Source organism: Pseudomonas sp. GW823-FHT06B06, assembly GCF_058795195.1.
The window spans coordinates 105,006-126,563 of the sequence record NZ_JBXAHO010000003.1 but is presented as its reverse complement, the minus strand read 5'-3'; the positions used below and the strand labels follow the sequence as shown (position 1 = coordinate 126,563).

Sequence of the window (21,558 nt, the reverse complement as noted above, 5' to 3'; positions counted from 1 at the left end):
CCTGAGAAGACGGCCTGACGGACAACTAATTCCTCAAGCCTTCCACGCCCGCACATTCACCAGATTAGCCGGCCGTTCACCCGCCAACGCCGCCAACAGATTTTCCACCGCACACCGCGCCATTGCCTCCCGTGTCTCATGGGTCGCCGAGCCCATGTGTGGCGTTGCCACCACGTTGTCCATCTGCAACAGCGGCGAGTCCAGGTCCAGCGGCTCACGCTCGAACACATCCAGCCCCGCTGCGCGAATCTGCCCCGCACGCAGTGCCTCGGTCAACGCCGCTTCATCCACCACTTTGCCTCGGGAGATATTGATGAAGATGCTTTGCGGGCGCATCAGGGCAAATTCTTCGGTGCCGATCAGCCGCTCGGTTTGCGCGGTCAACGGCAAGGTCAGGCAGATGAAATCCGCCTGCTGCAACAGCTCGCCCAGGCTGCGGTACTGCGCATTGAAACGCTGCTCGACTGCAGGTTTTGGCGAATGGCTGTGGTAGATGACCGGCATGCCGAAACCGAAGTGTCCGCGCTGGGCCAGTGCCTCGCCGATACGGCCCATGCCAATGATGCCCAGGGTTTTGCCATGCACGTCGCTGCCGAAATGTGCGGGGCCGAGGTTACGCTGCCAACGGCCTTCGCGAACCATATTGGCCAGTTCCACCACGCGTCGAGCGGTGGCTAGAATCAACGCAAAACCGGTATCGGCGGTGGTTTCGGTGAGCACGTCCGGTGTATTGCTGAGCAGGATGCGGCGCTCGGTCAGGTAGTCGATGTCGTAGTTGTCGACGCCCACCGAGACGCTGGCGATGGCTTCAAGGTCGGGCGCCAGGTCGAGCAGTTCGGCATCCAGCTTCAGACTGGCACCGAGCAGGCCGTGAGCGCGGGGCAGGGCATCGCGCAATCGGGCCAGGCCATCGGCGTCGAGGTTTTCGATCAGCGTCACTTCGGCCTGCTCGTGCAAGCGAGCCATCAGCAGCGGCGAGAGTTTCTTGTACAGAACAACCTGCTTTTTCATTGTCGTCATCCAATTCAGGAATGTGCAGCGGTGCGGGTTAATGCGACCGTGGGCCGTTCCCGGTCACTGGCGCCGGGCTTGAGGCAAATCGTCAGCACCACCGAGAGCATCAGCGCGCCGCTCATCAACAGGTAGGACGCGCCGGGCGAGCCGGTGGAGCTGTTCAGGTAACCGACCAGGTAGGAGCCGCCAAACGAACCGAGGGCGCCCATGCTGTTGATCAGCGCCATCGCGCCGCCGGCGACGTTGGCTGGGAGGATCTCCGGGATGATCGCGAAGAACGGTCCGTAAGGTGCGTACATGCAGGCACCGGCAATCACCAGCAACGTGTAGGACCACCAGAAATGTTCGGCGCCCAAGGCGTAGGAGCCATAGAAAGCGAATGAGGCGATCAGCAGCGGCGGCCAGACGAAGCGCTTGCGTTTTTGCAGTTTGTCCGAGCCCCAGGACACCAGCAGCATGCCGATCACCGCCGCCAGGTAAGGCAACGCCGACAGCCAGCCGGCTTGCACCATGTCCATCTGTGCACCGGCCTTGAGGATTGAAGGCAGCCACAGCACGAAGCCGTAGACGCCGATGCTCCAGCAGAAAAACTGCAGGGCCAGGAGGATGACTTTCGGCGAGCGGAAGGCTTCGGCGTAGTTCTTCACTGCCTTGATGCCGACTTGCTCGGCGGCCAGGGCGCTTTCCAGGTCCTGCTTTTCCTGGTCGTTGAGCCACTTGGCCTGGGACGGACGATCATCGGCCAGACGCCACCAGATGAAGGCCCAGAACACTGCTGGCAGACCTTCGACGATGAACATCCAGCGCCAGCTGTAATGCTGCACCAGATAACCCGAGACCACCGACATCCACAGCATGGTCACCGGGTTGCCGAGGATCAGGAAAGTGTTGGCCCGCGAGCGTTCGGCGCGGGTGAACCAATGGCACAGATAGATCAGCATGGCCGGCATCACTGCGGCCTCGACCACCCCAAGCATGAAGCGGATGACGATCAGCCAGTAGGCGTTGGAGACGATACCGGTCAAGGTTGCCAGACTGCCCCAGAGGATAAGGCTGACGAAAATCAGCTTCTTCACGCTGTGTTTCTGCGCATAGATCGCCCCCGGCACCTGGAAGAAAAAGTAGCCGAGGAAGAACAGCGCGCCGAGCATCGACGACAGGCCCGGAGTGATCATCAGGTCGGCCGCCATGCCCGAGGCGGCGGCGAAGCCGTAGTTGGCGCGGTCCAGATACGCCAGGCTGTAGGTAATAAAGACGATGGGCATGATGTACCACCAGCGGCGGGTGGCGAGGGTTGCGGTTTTCATGGGTGGTGCTCCTGAGCTTGTTGTTTTTGTCGCAGCAGGTAACGGTGATCGTTCCCACGGTCCGCGTGGGAATGCCTCTAGGGACGCTCCGCGTCCCCTGTGACGCAGAGCGTCACGGGCTGCATTCCCACGCAGGAGCGTGGGAACGAGCGGTGAAAGGGGGAGGCAGTTCAGCTCGGGTCGGTAACCCCTCCATATCCCCCCGGCTCTGCACCGCGCGGCTGCCAATCCAGTTGGCCCGCTGCACGGCGTCGGCAAAGCTGTGGTTCTCGAGCAGAGCACTGATCATGCCCACGGCAAATCCATCACCGGCACCCACCGTATCGATCACTGTTTGCACCGGCACGCCAGCGACAAAACCCTGATCCTGTTGAGTGCGGTAGTAAGCGCCATGCGGGCCGAGTTTGATCGCCACCGCCTCGGCGCCCTGATCGAGGTAGAACGCGGCGATGTCGGCCGGATCGTCAAAACCGGTGAGCAAGCGCCCCTCGCTGAGCCCCGGCAACACCCAATGGGCAAGCGCGGCGAGGCGGTTGATCTCGCTGATCATCTGTTGCTCGCTGGCCCACAGGCTGGGGCGCAGGTTCGGATCGAACGATACGCTGCGGCCGGCCTCGCGCATGCGCGTCATCAATTCGAACGACATTTGCCGGGCGGTTTCCGACAGCGCTGGCGGGATGCCAGTGGCGTGCAGGTGTCGGGCATTGAGCAATTGGGGCACGATCGAGTGTGGTGACAGGTGACTGGCCGCCGAACCGCGGCGGAAATACTCGACGGCGGGGTCGCTGCCATCCTCGGTGCGCGACTTGAGTTGGAAACCGGTGGGGTGAGCGGTGTCGATGTCGACATGGCGGCAGTCCACGCCTTCCTTCTCCAGTGTATCGATCACGAAGCGGCCCAGTGAATCGGCACCGACCCGGCTCAGCCATGCGACCTTGAAGCCCAGGCGCGACAGGCCGATGGCGACGTTGCTGTCCGCGCCGGCGATGCGTTTGTGGAACTGGCCGACGCTGGCCAGATCACCGGCCTGCTCGGCGACGAACATCGCCATGGTTTCGCCGAACGACAGGATATCGATCTCAGACATGTGCATTCTCCCGCTGCGGCTGGCCCAGATGGGCGAGAGCGGCGACGTGTTCGCGGGTCAACTGCACCAGGTCATCGCCTTGCAACGGGTATTCCGCCGCGCGCATGACACCTTGGGCCATGTGCCGCAGCAGGTGTTCCCACTGTTGCAGGTCGCTGGCGGCGGGCGGTATGGCGACCAGCTTGCCGTCGGTGCGACGGGTCACCGCTTTGCAGTGCACATAGTCCACATGGCGCCCGAGCAATCGCGCAGCGCTCGCTGGCGACTGGTCCTGCCAGTGCCAATTGCCGATATCGAAGGTCATCCTGATTGGCAGGCTGTGCTGCTCGACTTGCGCGAAAAAGCGCTGGAAGGGCTCGATGCGACCGCCGTGCAGGGTCTGGTCGTTTTCCACCAGCAACTGCACGGCATTCTCGCGCAGTAGCCGGGCGAGGGTTTGCAGATCGCTGTTGTCGGTGAAATAGCCCAGCGACACTTTTAGCCATTTGGCGCCAAAAGCCTGGGCCCGTTGCAGGGCGGCAATCAGTTCAGGGTTGGGTTTGGATTGACCCGCCAGCCACAGCTCAATCGGCGAGGAATACACGCTCTCCAGACCCTCGGCTTGAGAGGCAATGGCCAGTTGAGCGGGGTCCTCGTTGGTCAGTAGCTCTTCGCGCCACTCAATTCGCGAGGCTCCGGCAGCGGCCAGTATTTCGATAAAACTGCCCTGGCCACGTTGGCGCACAAGATCGGCACCGTAGCTGGAGAGGCTGATGGAAACGGCGGGTGTATTCATTGTTTTTCTACCTCTGAAACCGGTTTCATTTTTGTTCAAAAAATATCGATCTTTAGGGCGCCATCTCGAGTAGGCCCGCTCCAACAGGGTTTTGTGTTGTACAAAAATTGCGCGTACACCGGGTTCCCTGTGGGAGCGAGCCTGCTCGCGATGAGGCCGGAACAATCACCGAAGATCTCCAAGTGTCGATCCCCGCACAATCAATCTCGCCGAAAAATCCAAGGTCCGCACCGCACCATCATCCCCCCGCAAACGCTTGAGCAAACACTCAAACGCACTGGCGCCAATTTCGGTGGTCGGTTGGGCGAGGGCGGTGATGCCGCTACCCACCAGCGGGTACCAATCCAGGTCATCGAGGGCGATCAGGCCGACATCCGCGAACAGGTGGCAGTTGAGTTCGCGCAATGAATGGGTGCTGGCCAACGCCGCAATCCCGTTCGCGCAAAACAGCGCTTTGGGACCGGGCCCTGGCGTGTCGAGAAAGGTTTTCAGATTCGCAGTCAGCTCGCTGCCGGTCTCAGTGATGGCCCCGCGAAGCGCGGGCCGCTGCTCGATCATCGCCTTGAAGCTGCTGACACGTTCGATCCGCGAGCTGGTGCCGTCAAAGGGTTCGGTCACCAGCAGCACGTCGCGGTAACCGCGTTCTTCAAGATGGGTAAGGGCCATGTCGACGGCTGCCGGGTTGTCCAGCCCTACCATGTCACTCTCGAGGTGCTCCACCTTGCGATCCACCAATACCAGCGGCATTTCCCGATGCAGTTCGTGCAATTCGTCGCGGTGATGGCCGAGGGTGTTCACGATCAGGCCTTCGATGTTGTACGAACGCAGCAGCGCCAGGTGCTGGCGTTCCTGCTCGTCGTCACGGTCGGTGTTGCACACCACCAGGCTGTAGCCGTGCTGACGGCAGGCGGTTTCTACCCCGTGCATCACGGCAATCGAATAAGGGTTGCGGATGTCGGCCACCAACATGCCGATCAGGCGCGTGCGGCCGCGCTTAAGACCGCGGGCCATCTGGTTCGGGCGGTAGCCCAGTTCGGCAATGGCCTGCTCGATGCGCTCGGCAATGGCATCGGAGAGCAGGGCGCGATCCTCGCCGATGAAGCGCGACACGCTGGCTTTGGACACCTTGGCGTGTTCGGCGACATCAAGCATGGTCACGCGGCTGCGCTGGGCGGCGGAGAAATCGTTCACGGTCTGAAAACCTTGTTATTGGATTTATTGGGTTTGGCGCATGGCGCTGAAACCGGTTTCAGGAAACACCAAAAACCAATCGTTCGTCAAGGGTCGGGATGATCATCAAGTGAAGAATGTCGACGGATGGAGGTCAGGCCAATGCACTCAACCGGGCCGAGCCCAGCGATAAAGGAGGTCGAGCCCGTTATGTGGGGTCATCTGCGTCTGTCAGGCGGGTTGCCGACGTATGAAACGCCAGCGCGGAGAGATCGCCCTGGTTAGCGAGATAACGACGGAGTAAGGCAACGTCAGCCAAACAACCCGGCGGCGATATTGACCGAAAACCCCAATATCGCCGTGTTGAACAAAAAGCCTATCAACGACTGCGCCAGGACAATCTTACGCATCTCCCGGGTGGCCACGCCGACATCCGAAGTCTGCACTGCCACGCCGATGGTGAACGAGAAATACAGGAAGTCCCAATAGTTGGGTGTGGTCAAGCCTTCGGCAAAACGCAGTGCAGGTTCTTTGCCATTCCAGGTGTAATACAGCCGCGCATAGTGCACGCTGAAAATCACCCCGATCAGCAACCATGAACCGATGACAGTCAATGCGGTGAAGCTGTAGTGCAGCAGCTTGCGGGAGGTTTCCAGGTCTTTGCTGCCGGCCAGTTCGAAGGCGATGGTCGCCAGGCTGGCAATCGCTGCGATGCACACCACGAATAGCACCAGCCCGGCGTTTTCGTCTTCGATATCGGCGATGCGTTTCACATCGGTCGCCTTGGAGCGCACGATGAGCCAGAACATCAGCAGCAGATAGGTCCAGACCCCGACGTTCCAGCCGATAAGAATTTTGCTGATGATCGAGTCGGCCGGAACCAGGATGCCAGCCGCGATGCCGAAGGTGACGGCGGCGGACAGGCGAGGGTGGGTGTGAGTGAGGTAGGGCATGGAGGCTCACTGTGGCAGGGCGTCAGTGCACCATAGCGCAGGAAATATGTAGGAGCATGCTCGCTCCTACAGGGGTGGTGTTGGTTATAGGTTTTTATGGCGCTTGCGCACCCGTTTCATCACCACCACAAAAAACACCGGCACGAATATCACCGCCAGGGTCGCGGAGATCATTCCGCCGATTACCCCGGTGCCGATGGCCTGCTGGCTGGCTGAACTGGCGCCGGTCGCGATCGCCAACGGCACCACGCCGAGGATGAACGCCAGCGAGGTCATGACGATAGGCCGCAGGCGCAAGCGTGCGGCTTGCAGGGTGGCGTCGATCAAATCGTGGCCTTCGTCGTACAGGCTCTTGGCGAATTCGATGATCAGGATCGCGTTTTTTGCCGACAGGCCGATGATGGTGATCAGGCCGACCTTGAAGAACACATCGTTGGGCATGCCGCGCAGTGTCACCGCGAGCACTGCGCCGAGTACACCCAGTGGCACCACCAGCAAAACTGAGGTCGGGATCGACCAGCTCTCGTACAACGCCGCCAGGCACAGGAACACGATCAACAGCGACAAACCGAGCAGGATCGGCGCCTGGCTGCCGGACAAACGTTCTTGCAACGACAGCCCGGTCCACTCCTGGCCCAATCCGGCCGGACCTTGCGCCACCAGCCGTTCGATTTCCGCCATGGCCTGGCCGGTGCTGTGGCCGGGTGTCGGCTCGCCGGAGATGCTGATCGCCGGATAACCGTTGTAACGGGTCAGTTGCGCCGGGCCCTGGGTCCATTCGGCCTGGGTGAAGGCCGATAGAGGCACCATTTTTCCGTTGTTGTTGCGTACGTGAATCTTCAGCAGATCGGCGACCTGGCTGCGTTGATCGCCTTCAGACTGGACCACCACCCGTTGCATCCGCCCCTGGTTGGGAAAGTCATTGATGTACGTCGAACCGATCGCGGTGGAGAGCACGCTGCCGATGTCGGCAAACGACACGCCCAAAGCGTTGGCCTGCTGACGGTCGACGACCAACCGCACTTGCGGCGCTTCGGCCAGGGCGCTTTCGCGCACGTTCATCAGTACCGGGCTCTTTTCAGCCGCCGCGAGCAATTCACTGCGCGCCTGCATCAGCGTGGCATGGCCGAGGCCGCCGCGATCCTGTAAGCGAAATTCGAAGCCACTGGACGTGCCCAGGCCATCGACGGGTGGCGGCAGTACCGAAAACGCCATGGCATCCTTGATCTGGCTGAGGGCAGCGTTGGCCCGGTCGGCAATGGCAGCGGCCGAGTCCTTGACGCCTCTTTCGGACCAATCCTTCAACGTACTGAACGCCAGCGCCGCGTTCTGGCCACTGCCGGAGAAGCTGAAACCGAGAATGACCACGCTGTCGCTGATGCCCGGTTCGCCGGCATTGTGCGCTTCGATCTGCTCGACCACCTGCACCGTACGGTGCTTGCTCGCGCCGGGTGGCAATTGAATGTCGGTGATGGTGTAGCCCTGGTCTTCCACCGGCAGGAACGAGGAGGGCAGGCGCATGAAACACACGCCCAGGGCCACCAGCAGCACCGCGTAGATCAACAGGTAACGCCCGGTGCGCTGCAATGCATAGGCAACCCAGCCCTGATAACGCTCGGTAAGTCGCTCGAAGCGGCGGTTGAACCCGCCAAAGAATCCGGTCTTCTCGTGGTGTACGCCTTGGGCAATCGGTTTGAGCAAGGTCGCGCACAGCGCGGGGGTCAAGGTCAGGGCGAGGAAGGCCGAGAACAGGATCGAGGTGGCCATCGACAGCGAGAACTGTTGGTAGATCACCCCGACCGAACCCGGCATGAAGGCCATCGGAATGAACACCGCCACCAGCACCAGGGTGATGCCGATGATCGCCCCGGTGATCTGCTTCATCGCCTTGCGGGTCGCCTCCCTGGGCGACAGGCCTTCGCTGGCCATGATCCGCTCGACGTTCTCCACCACGACGATCGCGTCATCCACCAGGATACCGATGGCCAGCACCATGCCGAACATGGTCAGCACGTTGATGGAAAACCCCAGGGCCAACATGGTCGCGAAGGTGCCCATCAGCGCCACCGGCACCACCAGCGTGGGTATCAGGGTGTAGCGGATGTTCTGCAGGAACAGGAACATCACCGCGAACACCAGCAACATCGCCTCGCCGAGGGTGTAGACCACCTTGGTGATCGAGACCTTGACGAAAGGCGAGGTGTCGTAAGGAATCGTGTACTGGACGCCCGCGGGGAAGTAGCGCGACAGTTCGTCCATCTTGGCCCTCACCAGGGTCGCGGTGTTCAGGGCATTGGCCCCCGGTGACAACTGGACGCCGACGGCAGTCGACGGCTTGCCGTTCAGGCGCGTGGAAAACTGGTAGTCCTGACTGCCGATCTCGACCCGCGCGACATCGCCGATGCGCACCGTGGAACCATCAGGGTTGGCCTTGAGCACGATGGCGGCGAACTCTTCAGGGCTCGACAGCTGGCCTTTGACCAGGATGGTCGCGGTGATTTCCTGAGTCGTGCGGCTCGGCAAATCGCCAATGCTGCCGGCTGAGACCTGGGCGTTTTGCGCGACGATGGCGGCGTTGACATCCGCCGGGGTCAGGTTGAAACCGATCAACTTGCGCGGGTCAATCCAGATGCGCATGGCGCGCTCGGCGCCATACAGCTGCGCCTTGCCGACGCCGTCGAGGCGCTTGATCTCGTTCATCACGTTGCGCGCCAGGTAGTCGCTGAGCGCCACGTCGTCGAGCTTGCCGTCGCTTGAGGTGAGGGCGATCAACAGCAGGAAGCCGGCGGACACTTTTTCCACCTGCAAGCCTTGCTGGTTCACCGCCTGCGGCAGACGCGACTCCACCACCTTGAGGCGGTTCTGCACGTCGACCTGGGCCATTTCCGGATCGGTGCCCGGCTGGAAAGTGGCCTTGATCGTGGCGCTGCCCAGGCTGCTCTGCGATTCGAAGTACAACAGATGGTCGGCGCCGTTGAGTTCTTCCTCGATCAGGCTGACCACGCTTTCGTCCACGGTCTGCGCTGACGCACCGGGGTACACGGCATAGATTTCGATTTGCGGCGGTGCGACGTTGGGGTATTGCGCCACCGGCAACTGCGTAATGGCCAGGGCACCGGCCAACAGGATGAACAGCGCGACCACCCAGGCGAACACCGGGCGATCGATAAAGAACTGCGGCATAAACAAGCGTCCTGCTTACTGGCCAGAAACCTGGGCAAGTGGAAGAGGGGTGTCGTCGACCTGCACTTTTTCGCCGGGGCGGGCGTGTTGCAGGCCTTCGATGACGATGCGGTCGCCGGGCTTCAACCCGCCCGTGACGACCCAACGGTCGTTCTGCACCGGCCCCAGTTCGACCGGCTGTTGGCTGACGCGCTGCTCTGCGTCGAGCAGCAATACCTGGGCGATGCCGGCGCTGTCACGCTGGATGGCCCGTTGCGGCACGCTGATGCCTTGCTGGTTGACGGCTTGCTCCAGGCGCACGCGCACGAAGCTGCCAGGCAGCAGGTCGAGGTCCGGGTTGGGGAATTCGCTGCGCAGGATGACCTGGCCGGTGCCCGGGTCGACGGTGATGTCGGTGAAAAGCAGCTTGCCGGGCAACGGGTAGAGGCTCCCGTCGTCCTGGATCAGGGTGGCCTTGGCCTGGCCTTGGCCCACTTCCTTCAATTGGCCGGACCGGAACGCCCGGCGCAGGTCGTTGAGTTCGCGAGTTGATTGGGTCAGGTCGGCGTGGATCGGATCGAGTTGCTGGATCAGCGCCAAAGGCGTGGTCTCGTTTTGCCCGACCAGTGCGCCTTCGGTGACCAGCGCGCGACCGATACGTCCGGAAATCGGCGCGGTGACCGTGGCGTAGCCAAGGTTCAGCCGGGCGCGTTCAACCGCCGCCTTGCTGGCGGCTACGTCGGCGGCGGTTTGCCGGGCGTTGGCCCGGGCGTTGTCGTAGTCCTGGCCGCTGATGGCCTTGTCGTCAATCAACTGGGCGTACCGCTGCTCTTGCAGTTTCGCCTGGAACGCGTTGGCCTCGGCCTTGCGCAATACTGCCTCGGCGCTATCGAGATCTGCCTTGAACGGCGCCGGATCGATCCGGAACAGCACCTCGCCCTTTTTCACGTCACTGCCCTCGCGAAAGGCCCGTTGCAGTACCACGCCGGCGACGCGGGCGCGCACCTCGGCCATGCGCGGCGCGGCAATGCGCCCGGTCAATTCGCTGCTGATCGACAGCGCTCGGGTTTCGACGGTTTCGATGCGAACGCTGGCCAATGGCGGCTGTTCTTCGGCGATCGAAGACTTGTCGCACGCGCTCAGCGTCAACGCCAGTGCGATCAGGCTGAGCCCGGCAAGCAGTTTCTTTGACATGGATGACCCCAATAGTGACCCCCAGCATCCTACTGGGCGACGGCGATGGTAGCGGTGAAGCTTTGTTGGTGCTGTGTGAAATTGTGTAAGGGTTTTGCTCAGGTGTGTGTGAGGGCGTATATCCTTCAGGCCATGAATTTTATTGCGCCTGTCAGATTGTCTTCGCGAGCAGGCTCGCTCCCACAGTTGAAATGCATTCCCTGTGGGAGCGAGCCTGCTCGCGAAAGCGGCCTGACCGGCACCACAGCATTTCTGGAAACACCCATGCCCAACATCCTCCTGGTCGAAGACGACACCGCACTCGCCGAGCTGATCGCCAGCTACCTGGAACGCAACGGTTACTCCGTCAACGTAATCGGTCGAGGCGATCAGGTGCGCGAACGCGCACGGCTCACACCGCCGGACCTGGTGATCCTCGACTTGATGCTGCCCGGTCTCGATGGCTTGCAAGTCTGCCGTTTGCTGCGCGCCGATTCAGCAAGCTTGCCGATCCTCATGCTCACCGCCCGCGACGACAGCCACGATCAGGTACTGGGCCTGGAAATGGGCGCCGACGACTACGTCACCAAACCCTGCGAACCCCGGGTGCTGCTGGCCCGGGTGCGCACCTTGCTACGGCGCAGCAGCCTTGCCGAGCCATTGGCGGCCAATGACCGGATCCTCATGGGCAACCTGTGCATCGATCTGTCCGAGCGCACGGTGACCTGGCGCGGGCAACCGGTGGAAATGTCCAGCGGCGAGTACAACTTGCTGGTGGTGCTGGCCCGACATGCTGGCGAAGTGTTGAGCCGCGACCAGATCCTGCAACGCCTGCGTGGCATCGAGTTCAACGGCACCGACCGCTCGGTGGACGTGGCCATCTCCAAGCTGCGGCGCAAGTTCGACGACAATGCCGGCGAGGCTCGCAAGATCAAGACCGTGTGGGGCAAGGGTTACCTGTTCAGTCGATCCGAGTGGGAATGCTGAGACGATGTTCAGAATCCTCTTTCGCCTGTACCTGGTGACCATCGTTTCGTTCAGCACCGCGATCTACCTGGTGCCGGACCTAGTGATCAAGGTCTTCCACGAGCGCTTCATCACCTACAACCTGGACTACTCGCGTGGTTTGCAAACCCTCATGGTCAGGCAGTTCAAGGCCGTCCCGAGCGAACAATGGCCAGCCTTGGCCGCGCAAATGGACAAGGAATTCGAACCGCTGCATATCGTGCTCAGCGCCATTGACGATGCCAGCTTGTCGAGCGAAGAACAGCAGCGTTTGCAGCGCGGCGAAAACGTCGTGCGCGTTGGCGACTGGGGCTGGCGCACCCTGGCGGTGGCACCGCTGAACGAGCGCACCGTGGTGCAAATGGTCGTGCCGCCAGACCCGATGGACGTCAGCCTGTTGTACTGGAGCATCAACGTGCTGATCGGCGCGACCATGCTCGCCTGTCTGTTGCTGTGGCTGCGCCCGCACTGGCGTGACCTGGAACGGCTCAAGGGCGCGGCGGAACGCTTCGGCAAGGGGCACTTGAGCGAGCGTACGCAGATTGCCGCCAGTTCCAACATCGGCAGTCTTGCCAACGTTTTCGACACGATGGCTGGCGACATCGAAAACCTGCTGAATCAGCAGCGGGACCTGCTCAACGCCGTATCCCACGAGTTGCGCACGCCATTGACCCGCCTGGATTTTGGCCTGGCCCTGGCCCTTTCCGATGATTTGCCCGCCACCAGCCGCGAGCGCTTGCAGGGGTTGGTCAATCACATCCGTGAGCTCGACGAACTGGTGCTGGAATTGCTGTCGTACAGCCGCCTGCAAAACCCCGCGCGTTTACCGGAGCCTATCGAAGTGTCGCTGGATGAATTCATCGACAGCATCCTGGGCAGCGTCGACGAAGAACAATCGCCGGATATCGTCATCGACGTGTTGCTGCACGGCCAGCTCGAACGCTTTAGCCTCGACCCACGCCTGACCGCCCGCGCCCTGCAAAACCTGTTGCGCAACGCCATGCGCTACTGTGAAAGGCGCATTCAGGTAGGCGTACAGGTGTGCCCCAAAGGCTGTGAGATCTGGGTGGACGACGACGGGATCGGTATCCCGGATGACGAGCGCGAGCGGATATTCGAACCGTTCTATCGACTCGATCGCAGCCGGGATCGGGCCACCGGCGGGTTTGGCCTGGGGCTGGCAATCAGCCGTCGGGCATTGGAAGCCCAGGGTGGAACGTTGACGGTGCAAGCGTCGCCGTTGGGTGGGGCACGGTTTCGGCTGTGGTTGCCGACAGCGCCCTGATCCATCATCACCCGGTAGGAGCTGCCGCAGGCTGCGATCTTTTGATCTTGCTTCTTCCAATATCAAGATCAAAAGATCGCAGCCTGCGGCAGCTCCTACAAGGCTCAGGCGCGGATCCGAGTGCGTAATTGCGTGGCCATCTCCTCAAGATCCACCGGCGAATTACGCCCGATCAGCATCCACGCGTGCTCCATATCCGACCAATACACGATGTTCATCCCGTGCCGTCGCTCTTTGGCAAAATGCCGGCTGCCACTGTTGGAGCGCGTGACGCACAGCGCCATCGGCCCATGGACCGGGTCGAGGTAGGTGATCTGGGCGATAGCCACGCCGTCGTATTCAAGGATTTGCGCGCGCTTGAATTGGGCGCGTGGCAACGCCAGTTTTGCCGGCAGCAGATTAAGGCCCAATCGTGCGTCGATGGTGCGTAGCTGCGCCAGTTGTGTCGCTTCGTCACTGGGCAAATGGTCGAGGGTTTCCGGTACGTAGAGCACCATGTAGTCGGCGACCAGCCCGCGCCAGTTGTGGGTCTGCTGGCTGGTTTGCCAACCGAGGAACAAACGATCCGCCAGCACACCGCCCGCCAGCAATCCGGCGGCGGCCGCGAGGAACCAGCGCCGACTCAGTGCAGGGCGTGTCGGGACGGGCAGGGTATCGAGCATGGCTTGGAGGCGCTCGACCGGGGCTTGTCGAGTCACTTCGTCGTAAGCTGACTTGAACGGCATGCTGCTGCGGTCCAGCCATTGCAGGCGCAGGCCGAGCATCGGGTCTTCGGCGAGGGCGGCATCGATGCGGCTGCGTTGTTCGGCATCGAGCTGGTTGTCCAGGTAGGCCACCAGTTGCTCATCCGACAGTTTCGCGTTCATCGACGTTCTCCGGTGGAAGGGTTCGGCACCGTGTGCAGGGGCGGATACTCGGCGAGTTTCAGCCGGGCGGCGGCCAGTCGGCTCATCACGGTGCCGATGGGGACTTGCAGGACATCGGCCACCTCGCGGTAGGACAAGCCTTCGACGTAGGCCAGAAACACCGTTTCGCGCTGGGCCTCGGGCAACGCCTCTACGCGCCGGATCACCTGCGCGGCGCGAACATGGGTATGTGCCGCTTGTTCGCCATCGAACGACAGGGCTTGATCGGCATCCACCACGCCCTGGCCCTGGTGCACTCGGCGGGCTCGCACTTCATTGACCCAGATCGAATGCAGAATGCTCATCAGCCAACGGTCCATGCGCGTGCCCGATTCAAATTGCCCGCCGCGTTCGAGCGCCCGCACGCAGGTGGCCTGCACCAGGTCCTCGGCGACATGCCGTTGTCGGGACAACAGCAAGCCGTAACGCCACAGACGCGCCAAGTGCTGTCCCAGTTCTGCCCTAATGTCCTGATCGCTGGCGATAGCGACCTCCCTCCAATCGGGTTGTCAGGTTTTCGATGACGCGTTGATGGCTTCGGCGAGGTCCTGGTATTGCTCGCAGGTGGTGTTGCCGCAGATCGATTTGATCTGCTGCAACTGTTCCCGGGCGAGGTCCAGCCGGCCCTTGATCACATAGGCTTCGCCAAGGTACTCGCGAACCAGCGCATATTGCGGATCAAGCTTGACTGACTGCAGGTAATAACCGATGCCTTCATCGGTACGTCCCAGTTTACGCGTGGCGTAGCCCCGATAGTTCAAGGCCTTGGCAGTGTTGGGTTGCTTGAGCGTATCGAGCAGGGCCAAGGCTTCTTCGTAACGCCCGTCCTTGGCCAGCTGATAGGCGTAGTCGGTACGGTCGGCATCCGGCAAGAGCATGCTGGTCTGCTTGACGCACCTTTGTGCCTTGCTGTCGAACACCTGCCCTCGAGGGCACTGCGGTTTGGCAGGGGTATCTTCCTCGCCGTTGGCCCATGCCAGGGAACTGGACAGCGCGACGGCAAGCACCAGCGATGCAGTAACAATCGAGAGACGGCGATTCATGGGCAATGCTCCGAACGGGCCGAAAACGTTGAGAAGGGCTGATGACCCTTCATGCGAAACATAAACACCTCGGCCTGAACATTTATTCGTTTTTTTTGGCGATTTTTTGCAACAAAAGCCCCAGGTTACCGGGCGCTGTCAACTCAGTAGACGCATCGGCTTTCCCGCCGCCCAAGCCTGGATGTCCTCGATCATCTGCGCAAAGAATAGATGGTAATTTTGCTGGCTGACGTACCCGACGTGGGGCGTTGCCAGCACGTTGTCCAGGGTTCTGAACGGATGATGCGCGGGCAGGGGCTCTTGCTCGAACACGTCCAGCGCCGCGCCACCCAGGCGTTGTTTCTGCAGGGCCTTGATCAGCGCCGCTTCATCGACAATCGGCCCGCGCGCGGTGTTGACCAGCAGCGCCGTGGGCTTCATCCATGCCAACGCCTGCGCGTCCACCATGCCACGGCTGCGCTCACTGAGCACCAGGTGCACCGACAACACGTCGGCCTGCTCGAACAATTGCTGCTTGCTGACGTAGGTTACGTCGAACTCGGCGGCGCGTTCGGCGTTGAGGTTTTCACTCCAGGCGATGACCCGCATGCCGAACGCCTGGCCGAAGCGGGCGACCCGTTGGCCAATGCTGCCCAGGCCCAGGATCGCCAGGGTCTTGCCATGCAGGTCGCCACCGAGGCCTTGCTGCCACTTTCCGGCGCGCAAGGCGTTGGCTTCGACCACCAGGTTGCGGGTTGCGGCCATGATCAGTGCCCAGGTCAGCTCCGGCGCGGCATGTTTATAGCTGTCGGTGCCACAGACCTGAATGCCGAGCGCAGCAGCGGCCTTGAGGTCGAGGGCGGCATTGCGCATGCCACCGGTCACCAGCAGCTTGAGATTGGGTAAGCGGCGCAGCAGGTCTTCGTCGAAGCGCGTGCGCTCGCGCATCACGCAGATCACTTCAAACTCGCCCAGGCGCGCGGCCAGGGTCGGGTTGTCAGCGGGGTAGTCGTGGATGAACGCGACCTGGCCGATGGTCTCCAGCGCCGACCAGTCCACCACGTCGCGGGCCACATCCTGCCAATCATCGATCACTGCAATCTGTACCGCCATCAGCCTTACCTCATCAAGGAACGGGGTTGGTTTTGTCCAGCCAGCCAAGCAAGGCCTTGTGAAATTGCGCCGGCTCTTCCATCTGCGGCGCGTGCCCCATGCCGGGGAATTCGACCAGGGTCGATTGGGGAATCAGTTTCGCCACCTGCTTGCCGAGCAAGTCGTAATGACCGATTTTCGCCTTGACCTCGGGGGGCGCGATGTCCTTGTTGATCGCCGTGGTGTCGGCGGTGCCGATCAGCAGCAAGGTCGGCACCTTCAGGTCCTTGAACTCGTAGTAGACCGGTTGGGTGAAAATCATGTCGTAGATCAAAGCCGAGTTCCAGGCGACCTGGTTTTTTCCAGGGCCCTTGGCCATGCCGGCGTACATGTCTACCCAGCGGTCGAATTCGGGCTTCCAGCGGCCATCATAATAGGTGTTGCGCTGGTAGTCGTGGATGCCTTCGGCTGTCACCTTCAGTTCGCGCTCATACCATTGATCGACCGTGCGATAAGGCACGCCGAGGGCTTTCCAGTCTTCCAGGCCGATCGGGTTCACCATCGCAAGCTGGTCAACCTGTTCGGGATATTGCAGCGCATAGCGGGTGGCGAGCATGCCGCCGGTGGAATGTCCGAGCAAGCTGGCTTTCTGGATGCCGAGGGCCTTGAGCAGTTGCTGGGTGTTGCTCGCCAGTTGCTGGAAGGTGTACTGATAATTGTCCGGTTTGCTGGACGTGCAGAAACCGATCTGATCCGGGGCAATGACCCGGTAGCCGGCGTCGCTCAGGGCCTTGATCGAGGTTTCCCAGGTGGCGCCGCAGAAGTTCTTGCCGTGCATCAGCACCACGCTGCGGCCGTTGGCCTTGCCATGGGCTGCCACGTCCATGTAGCCCATTTGCAGGGATTTGCCCTGGGACTCGAACGCAAAATGCTTGAGGGTGTAGGGGTATTCGAAGCCTTGCAGCTCCGGTCCGTAGACCGGGCCCTCGGCAGCGATGGCGGGCATGGCGGCGGTCAGCAGCAGGCCGGGCAGCCAGCATGAGCGGGTAAGGGGCATGGATGAACTCCGTTGAAAATCCGCCGATGCTGGATCGGCACGATTAGGGCGACATTAAACAGGCAATCGCCGCGGCACTTGGTTCAACTCATCCACCCCAGGGTGGCCAACGCCACTGCGCCATAACGGGCGCCCTTGGCCAGGGTCACGATCAACAGGAAACGCCCCAGCGGCTCGCGCATGACGCCGGCCACCAGGGTCAGTGGGTCTCCGATCACCGGCAGCCAACTGAGCAGTAACGACCAGTGGCCGTAACGTTGATAGTGACGACGGGCGTTTTCCAGGTGCCTGGCGCTGACCGGGAACCAGCGCCGGTCCCGAAAGCGCTCGATGGCGCGCCCCAGCCACCAGTTCACCACTGAACCGAGGACGTTGCCCAGCGTGGCGACAGCCAGCAGCAACCACAGCCAGTACCGATCGCTGAGTATCAGCCCGACCAGCACTGCTTCGGACTGCAGCGGCAGTAAAGTCGCGGCACCGAATGCCGCCAGGAACAAGCCGAAGCAGGCAGTGAAAATCAATGGGCGGGGTAGTCCGCCACCACCACATCCGTACCGTCCTTTTTCAGGCCGATCACCTGATAGGCATCGCTCATGCCGTCCATTTCCATGCCCGGCGAGCCCATGGGCATGCCAGGGGCGGCAACACCCAACAGGTCATCGCGTTTGCTCAGGGCCAGTACTTGATCGGCTGGCACATGGCCTTCTACGAATTTGCCGTTGATCAAGCCGGTGTGGCACGAGGCCAGGCGCGGTGGTACGCCGTGTTGTTGCTTGAACTCGCTCATGTTGCTTTCGACGTGGTCTTCTACCTTGAAGCCATTGGCTTCGAGATGGCTGATCCATTTCTTGCAGCAACCGCAATTGGCATCACGATGGACCTCGATCGGGATCAGGTCGGCGGCTTGGGCCAGGGAGGAAATCAACAGGGCGCCCAAGGCAGCCAGACGTAAATGAGTTCGCATGAGGGAAGGGTCTCGGGTTGCGGGCGAAAATCATATTTTGAGGGTTTTTTGCGGGTAGGCGCTGCGAGTGTGTTTCGAAGTGCTACCGAGTTGCTTGGCCTTATTATCGTAGATCAAAGTTGTCAGGCGGATGAGGGGAAGATGACAAGTTTGTCAGGTTGGCGGCCGCACCCGTTGCACACGGCTCACGTCATGCGTCGTCAGCGGAACGCCGAGCGTCCCTGGAGGAACTCCCACGCAGAGCATGGGTACGATCACACATGGGGCGGCTGTCAGGCCGCCTTCGCCGCGATAAAGCTAAAAATCTTCATCGGCTGTAACATAAGCCCCCGTTTGATGGATACACAGCGGATACATATTTTCAGCTTCAGGAATTACCAATGACTCAATCGCAACGTTTGAAATACTCGATTCTGATCTCCCTCGTGGTACTGGGAATCATGTTTGGCCTTTCGTATTTGCAGAACACCGGTGTCATCAGTGAAAAACTGTTCCAGTACATCGCCATTGGCGTGGCGGTGGTCGTGGTGGTCGTCAACGGCATGATGCGCCGCAAGGTCAAGCCCTGAGCGACGCGCCGGGCCTGGCTCGATCAGTCGTGGTGCAGCAGGGCGACGGCGCGTGGGTGGAGGCTGTAGCTCTTGTCCGCATTGAGGACAATCACGCCTTCGCTGCACAGGCGTTTCAACACTTCGCGCACACTCAGGAACGATAAGGGAATATCCAGTTCCAGCAACTGCGTGTGCACGCCGCGCACGCCCAGGCTGCGGTCGTTCTCGGCGGCCGACAGCAAGGCGTCGATGACTTTCAGGCGAATCAGACTGGTTCGCAGGCCAAAGCTCTTGAGCAGGATGCGGATGCGCTCGTTGCCGTGGCGCTCGGTACGCTGGTCGAAAACACCGACCCCAATGGAAGTGCCCTTTGGCGCTTTGCTACCGTCCGTTGGCAGTTGCGAGTTGTACATTGCAAAAACTCCTTTTCAGAGCCTGATCGGGAAAAATTGGGCGCTCTTGCCTTACAGACGCATGAGCGACCCAAATCATGAAGACTTAAATGTAGAAATTTCGTCGTCATGATGTGACCACTGTGTAAGGTGGCGTTGAAATGCGGTCCGCGACCGCCATCCAGTCTCCTAAATTTTCGTCGTTTGCTTCGTCCCTAACAGGATGCGCAGTCTGTACGCAGAACTGTGACCATCGTTTTTCGATCAGGAGCGAGTGTGATTATTTCCAGCCAGTTAGCCAGGATAAGCCTGGCGGGTGTATTTCTCGGGCTGAGCCTTGCGGCGAACGCACACAACCTGCCTGGGCAGGCGAGTGCCGATATCCGCCGCACCAGTTTCGGTGTGCCGCATATTCGAGCCGAAAACGAGCGGGGGCTCGGTTACGGCATCGGCTATGCCTACGCTCAGGATAACCTGTGTTTGCTGGCCAACGAGATCGCCACGGTGAACGGTCAACGTTCACGGTTCTTCGGTCCGGACCCGTCCACCGTCGAAGGGCGTGAAAACCGCGTCAGCGATCTGTTTTTCACCTGGTTGAACACCCCGCAGGCGGTCAATGCTTTCTGGCAGGCGCAACCCCTCGAAGTGCGGCAGCTGATGGAAGGTTATGTGGCCGGTTACAACCGTTCCCTGGACGAGCGTCGGGCGCGGGGCCTGCCGCCGCAGTGCCAGGGCGATTGGGTGCGGGACATCACCGCGATGGATCTGGTCAAGCTGACCCGGCGCTTGCTGGTCGAGGGCGGCGTCGGGCAGTTCGCCGAAGCCCTGGCGGGTACGACGCCGCCGGCCGCGGTCGCCGCAACTGGCCATGAGCAGGCTTCATTCCAGGTGGCCGCTTTACGCTTGCAGCGCTTTGCCCTCGATCGCGGCAGCAACGCGGTGGCGGTGGGCAGCGAGCGTTCCTTCAACGGACGCGGCATGTTGCTGGCCAACCCGCATTTTCCGTGGGTCGGCGGGATGCGTTTCTACCAGATGCACCTGACCATCCCTGGCAAACTGGACGTCATGGGCGCCGCATTGCCTGGATTGCCGTTGATCAATATCGGCTTCAACCAGCACCTGGCCTGGACCCACACGGTGGATTCGTCCAAACACTTCACGCTGTATCGACTGCAGCTCGATCCCAAGGATCCGACCCGTTACCTGCTCGATGGCCAATCCCTGCCAATGCACAAACAGACGCTGACGGTTGACCTCAAACAGCCGGATGGCACGGTCAAAGCGGTGTCCCACGTGGTGTACAGCTCGCAATTTGGCCCGATTGTGCAATGGCCGGGCAAGCTGGATTGGGATAATCAATTCGCCTATAGCTTGCGCGATGCCAACCTGGACAATGACCGGGTGTTGCAGCAGTGGTACGCCATGAACCGTGCCGGCAGCCTCAAGGAGTTCCAGGCTTCGGTCCATGAAATCCAGGGCATCCCGTGGGTCAACACCCTGGCGGCGGACGATCAGGGCCAGACGCTGTACATGAACCTGTCGGTGGTGCCGAACGTGAGCAACGAAAAACTCGCGCAGTGCAGTGATCCACGAATCGGCTTGCAGATGATCATCCTCGACGGTTCAAACAGCGCCTGCGCCTGGGACATCGACCCGCACGCCGCACAAAAAGGCATTTATGCCGCAAGCCAATTGCCGCAATTGCTCCGCAAGGACTTCGTGCAGCATTCCAATGATTCGGCCTGGCTGGCCAACCCGGCGCAGCCGCTCACCGGGTTCTCGCCATTGATCAGCCAGGACGGCCAACCCTTGGGGCTGCGCGCGCGGTTCGCCCTGGATCGCTTGGGTTCACTGGCCCAGTCCGGGCCGATCGCGGCGGCGGATCTGCAACAGATGGTGCTGGATGACCAGGTGTATCAGGCGGCGCAAGTGATGCCGGACCTGTTGCAATTCTGCGCGGCCGACCTGGGGGCCGATGCGCAGGCGCTGGCGCCGCTGTGTGCCAGCCTCAAGGCCTGGGATCGCAAGGCCAACCTCGACAGCGGCATGGGCTTCGTGCATTTCCAGAATGTCATGGAGGCGCTGGATCAGGTGCCCGATGCCTGGCGCGTGGCGTTCGATCCGCTGGACCCGCAACACACGCCGAGAGGCGTGGCGGTTGATCGTCCACAGGTGGCGCAGGCGTTGCGCCAAGCGATGCTGGCATCGGTAGAGCAGGTCCAGGCGTCAGGGCTCAGGAAAGATGCCCGCTGGGGCGATGTCCAAGTGTTCAGCAGCGGTGGGGAGCAAACGCCGATCCATGGCGGGCCGGGTACGTTGGGCGTCTACAACGCCATCCAGAGCGTGCCCAGGACCGACGGCAAACGCGAAGTGGTCAGCGGCACCAGCTACCTGCAAGTGGTGACGTTCGATGAAAAGGGCCCGCAGGCCAAGGGGCTGCTGGCATTTTCGCTGTCGAGCGATCCAGCCTCGAAATACTCGCGGGACCAGACGCTGGCTTTTTCGAAGAAGCAGCTCAGTGTGTTGCCGTTCACCGAGCAACAGATCCTGGCGGACCCGGACTATCAGGCCCAGACCATCCGTGAACAGGACGCCAGGGTGGTCACCCAGTAAGCTGAAGACGGATTGATCGAAGCGTGAAGGC

General features: G+C 61.3%; 20 protein-coding genes. 4 read left to right on the top strand and 16 right to left on the bottom strand.

From position 1 onward, the window contains the following. Positions 1–33 precede the first annotated feature (33 nt). The 8 genes from AC1Q8Q_RS03570 to AC1Q8Q_RS03535 form a co-directional block, all read right to left on the bottom strand. Positions 34–1,011, bottom strand: coding sequence for a 2-hydroxyacid dehydrogenase (locus AC1Q8Q_RS03570; protein ID WP_020797202.1), 978 nt, complete (start codon positions 1,009–1,011; stop codon positions 34–36). A gap of 14 nt (positions 1,012–1,025) precedes the next feature. Next, positions 1,026–2,321: an MFS transporter gene (locus AC1Q8Q_RS03565; protein WP_020797201.1), complete on the bottom strand. Its 1,296-nt coding sequence runs from the start codon at positions 2,319–2,321 to the stop codon at positions 1,026–1,028. A gap of 112 nt (positions 2,322–2,433) precedes the next feature. After that, positions 2,434–3,408, bottom strand: coding sequence for a sugar kinase (locus AC1Q8Q_RS03560; protein WP_492614830.1), 975 nt, complete (start codon positions 3,406–3,408; stop codon positions 2,434–2,436). Further along, positions 3,401–4,183 (bottom strand): sugar phosphate isomerase/epimerase family protein, encoded by a 783-nt coding sequence (locus AC1Q8Q_RS03555; RefSeq protein ID WP_020797199.1) that lies wholly within the window; start codon positions 4,181–4,183, stop codon positions 3,401–3,403. The genes AC1Q8Q_RS03560 and AC1Q8Q_RS03555 overlap by 8 nt, the downstream gene beginning before the upstream one ends. 165 nt (positions 4,184–4,348) lie before the next feature. Then, entirely contained in the window at positions 4,349–5,374 is a 1,026-nt protein-coding gene (locus AC1Q8Q_RS03550) for a LacI family DNA-binding transcriptional regulator (RefSeq protein WP_151141968.1), read from the bottom strand. 290 nt (positions 5,375–5,664) lie between these two features. Next, positions 5,665–6,306 carry a DUF1345 domain-containing protein gene (locus AC1Q8Q_RS03545; RefSeq protein WP_020797197.1) on the bottom strand — a complete coding sequence of 214 codons (642 nt, stop codon included), beginning with the start codon at positions 6,304–6,306 and terminating at the stop codon, positions 5,665–5,667. A gap of 84 nt (positions 6,307–6,390) precedes the next feature. Further along, positions 6,391–9,489 carry a multidrug efflux RND transporter permease subunit gene (locus AC1Q8Q_RS03540; protein WP_020797196.1) on the bottom strand — a complete coding sequence of 1,033 codons (3,099 nt, stop codon included), beginning with the start codon at positions 9,487–9,489 and terminating at the stop codon, positions 6,391–6,393. 15 nt (positions 9,490–9,504) lie between these two features. Next, positions 9,505–10,662, bottom strand: a complete 1,158-nt coding sequence (locus tag AC1Q8Q_RS03535; RefSeq protein WP_020797195.1) for an efflux RND transporter periplasmic adaptor subunit — start codon at positions 10,660–10,662, stop codon at positions 9,505–9,507. Between the two features lie 264 nt (positions 10,663–10,926). Between AC1Q8Q_RS03535 and AC1Q8Q_RS03530 the strand changes: the two genes are divergently transcribed. Together AC1Q8Q_RS03530 and AC1Q8Q_RS03525 are read left to right on the top strand one after the other, a co-directional pair. Then, positions 10,927–11,628, top strand: coding sequence for a response regulator (locus tag AC1Q8Q_RS03530; protein ID WP_020797194.1), 702 nt, complete (start codon positions 10,927–10,929; stop codon positions 11,626–11,628). A gap of 4 nt (positions 11,629–11,632) precedes the next feature. Continuing rightward, positions 11,633–12,931, top strand: coding sequence for an ATP-binding protein (locus AC1Q8Q_RS03525; RefSeq protein ID WP_083349188.1), 1,299 nt, complete (start codon positions 11,633–11,635; stop codon positions 12,929–12,931). A 104-nt stretch (positions 12,932–13,035) separates the two neighbouring features. On the opposite strand, the gene AC1Q8Q_RS03520 is transcribed toward AC1Q8Q_RS03525, so the two are convergent. The 7 genes from AC1Q8Q_RS03520 to AC1Q8Q_RS03490 form a co-directional block, all read right to left on the bottom strand. Further along, positions 13,036–13,797: an anti-sigma factor family protein gene (locus AC1Q8Q_RS03520; RefSeq protein WP_020797191.1), complete on the bottom strand. Its 762-nt coding sequence runs from the start codon at positions 13,795–13,797 to the stop codon at positions 13,036–13,038. Then, positions 13,794–14,279, bottom strand: a complete 486-nt coding sequence (locus tag AC1Q8Q_RS03515; RefSeq protein ID WP_020797190.1) for a sigma-70 family RNA polymerase sigma factor — start codon at positions 14,277–14,279, stop codon at positions 13,794–13,796. Before AC1Q8Q_RS03515 ends, AC1Q8Q_RS03520 begins: the two co-directional genes overlap by 4 nt. 66 nt (positions 14,280–14,345) lie before the next feature. Beyond that, positions 14,346–14,879 carry a tetratricopeptide repeat protein gene (locus tag AC1Q8Q_RS03510; protein ID WP_020797189.1) on the bottom strand — a complete coding sequence of 178 codons (534 nt, stop codon included), beginning with the start codon at positions 14,877–14,879 and terminating at the stop codon, positions 14,346–14,348. Between the two features lie 138 nt (positions 14,880–15,017). Next, the gene (locus AC1Q8Q_RS03505; protein WP_033040422.1) at positions 15,018–15,971 is read right to left on the bottom strand and encodes a D-2-hydroxyacid dehydrogenase family protein; all 954 of its coding nucleotides are present in this window, start codon (positions 15,969–15,971) and stop codon (positions 15,018–15,020) included. Between the two features lie 13 nt (positions 15,972–15,984). Continuing rightward, positions 15,985–17,007 carry an alpha/beta fold hydrolase gene (locus tag AC1Q8Q_RS03500; RefSeq protein WP_083349186.1) on the bottom strand — a complete coding sequence of 341 codons (1,023 nt, stop codon included), beginning with the start codon at positions 17,005–17,007 and terminating at the stop codon, positions 15,985–15,987. 83 nt (positions 17,008–17,090) lie between these two features. Beyond that, positions 17,091–17,525 carry a YqaA family protein gene (locus tag AC1Q8Q_RS03495; protein WP_033040427.1) on the bottom strand — a complete coding sequence of 145 codons (435 nt, stop codon included), beginning with the start codon at positions 17,523–17,525 and terminating at the stop codon, positions 17,091–17,093. After that, on the bottom strand, positions 17,525–17,971 hold the full coding sequence (locus AC1Q8Q_RS03490) for a DUF411 domain-containing protein (protein WP_020797185.1): 447 nt from the start codon (positions 17,969–17,971) through the stop codon (positions 17,525–17,527). Before AC1Q8Q_RS03490 ends, AC1Q8Q_RS03495 begins: the two co-directional genes overlap by 1 nt. Before the next feature lie 380 nt (positions 17,972–18,351). Between AC1Q8Q_RS03490 and AC1Q8Q_RS03485 the strand changes: the two genes are divergently transcribed. Beyond that, positions 18,352–18,540, top strand: coding sequence for a hypothetical protein (locus AC1Q8Q_RS03485; RefSeq protein ID WP_020797184.1), 189 nt, complete (start codon positions 18,352–18,354; stop codon positions 18,538–18,540). Between the two features lie 23 nt (positions 18,541–18,563). Here AC1Q8Q_RS03485 and AC1Q8Q_RS03480 read toward each other — a convergent pair whose 3' ends face one another. Then, positions 18,564–18,935 carry a hypothetical protein gene (locus tag AC1Q8Q_RS03480; protein WP_020797183.1) on the bottom strand — a complete coding sequence of 124 codons (372 nt, stop codon included), beginning with the start codon at positions 18,933–18,935 and terminating at the stop codon, positions 18,564–18,566. A gap of 255 nt (positions 18,936–19,190) precedes the next feature. Between AC1Q8Q_RS03480 and pvdQ the strand changes: the two genes are divergently transcribed. Further along, positions 19,191–21,527: a bifunctional acylase PvdQ gene (gene pvdQ / locus AC1Q8Q_RS03475; RefSeq protein WP_432668201.1), complete on the top strand. Its 2,337-nt coding sequence runs from the start codon at positions 19,191–19,193 to the stop codon at positions 21,525–21,527. Positions 21,528–21,558 lie beyond the last annotated feature (31 nt).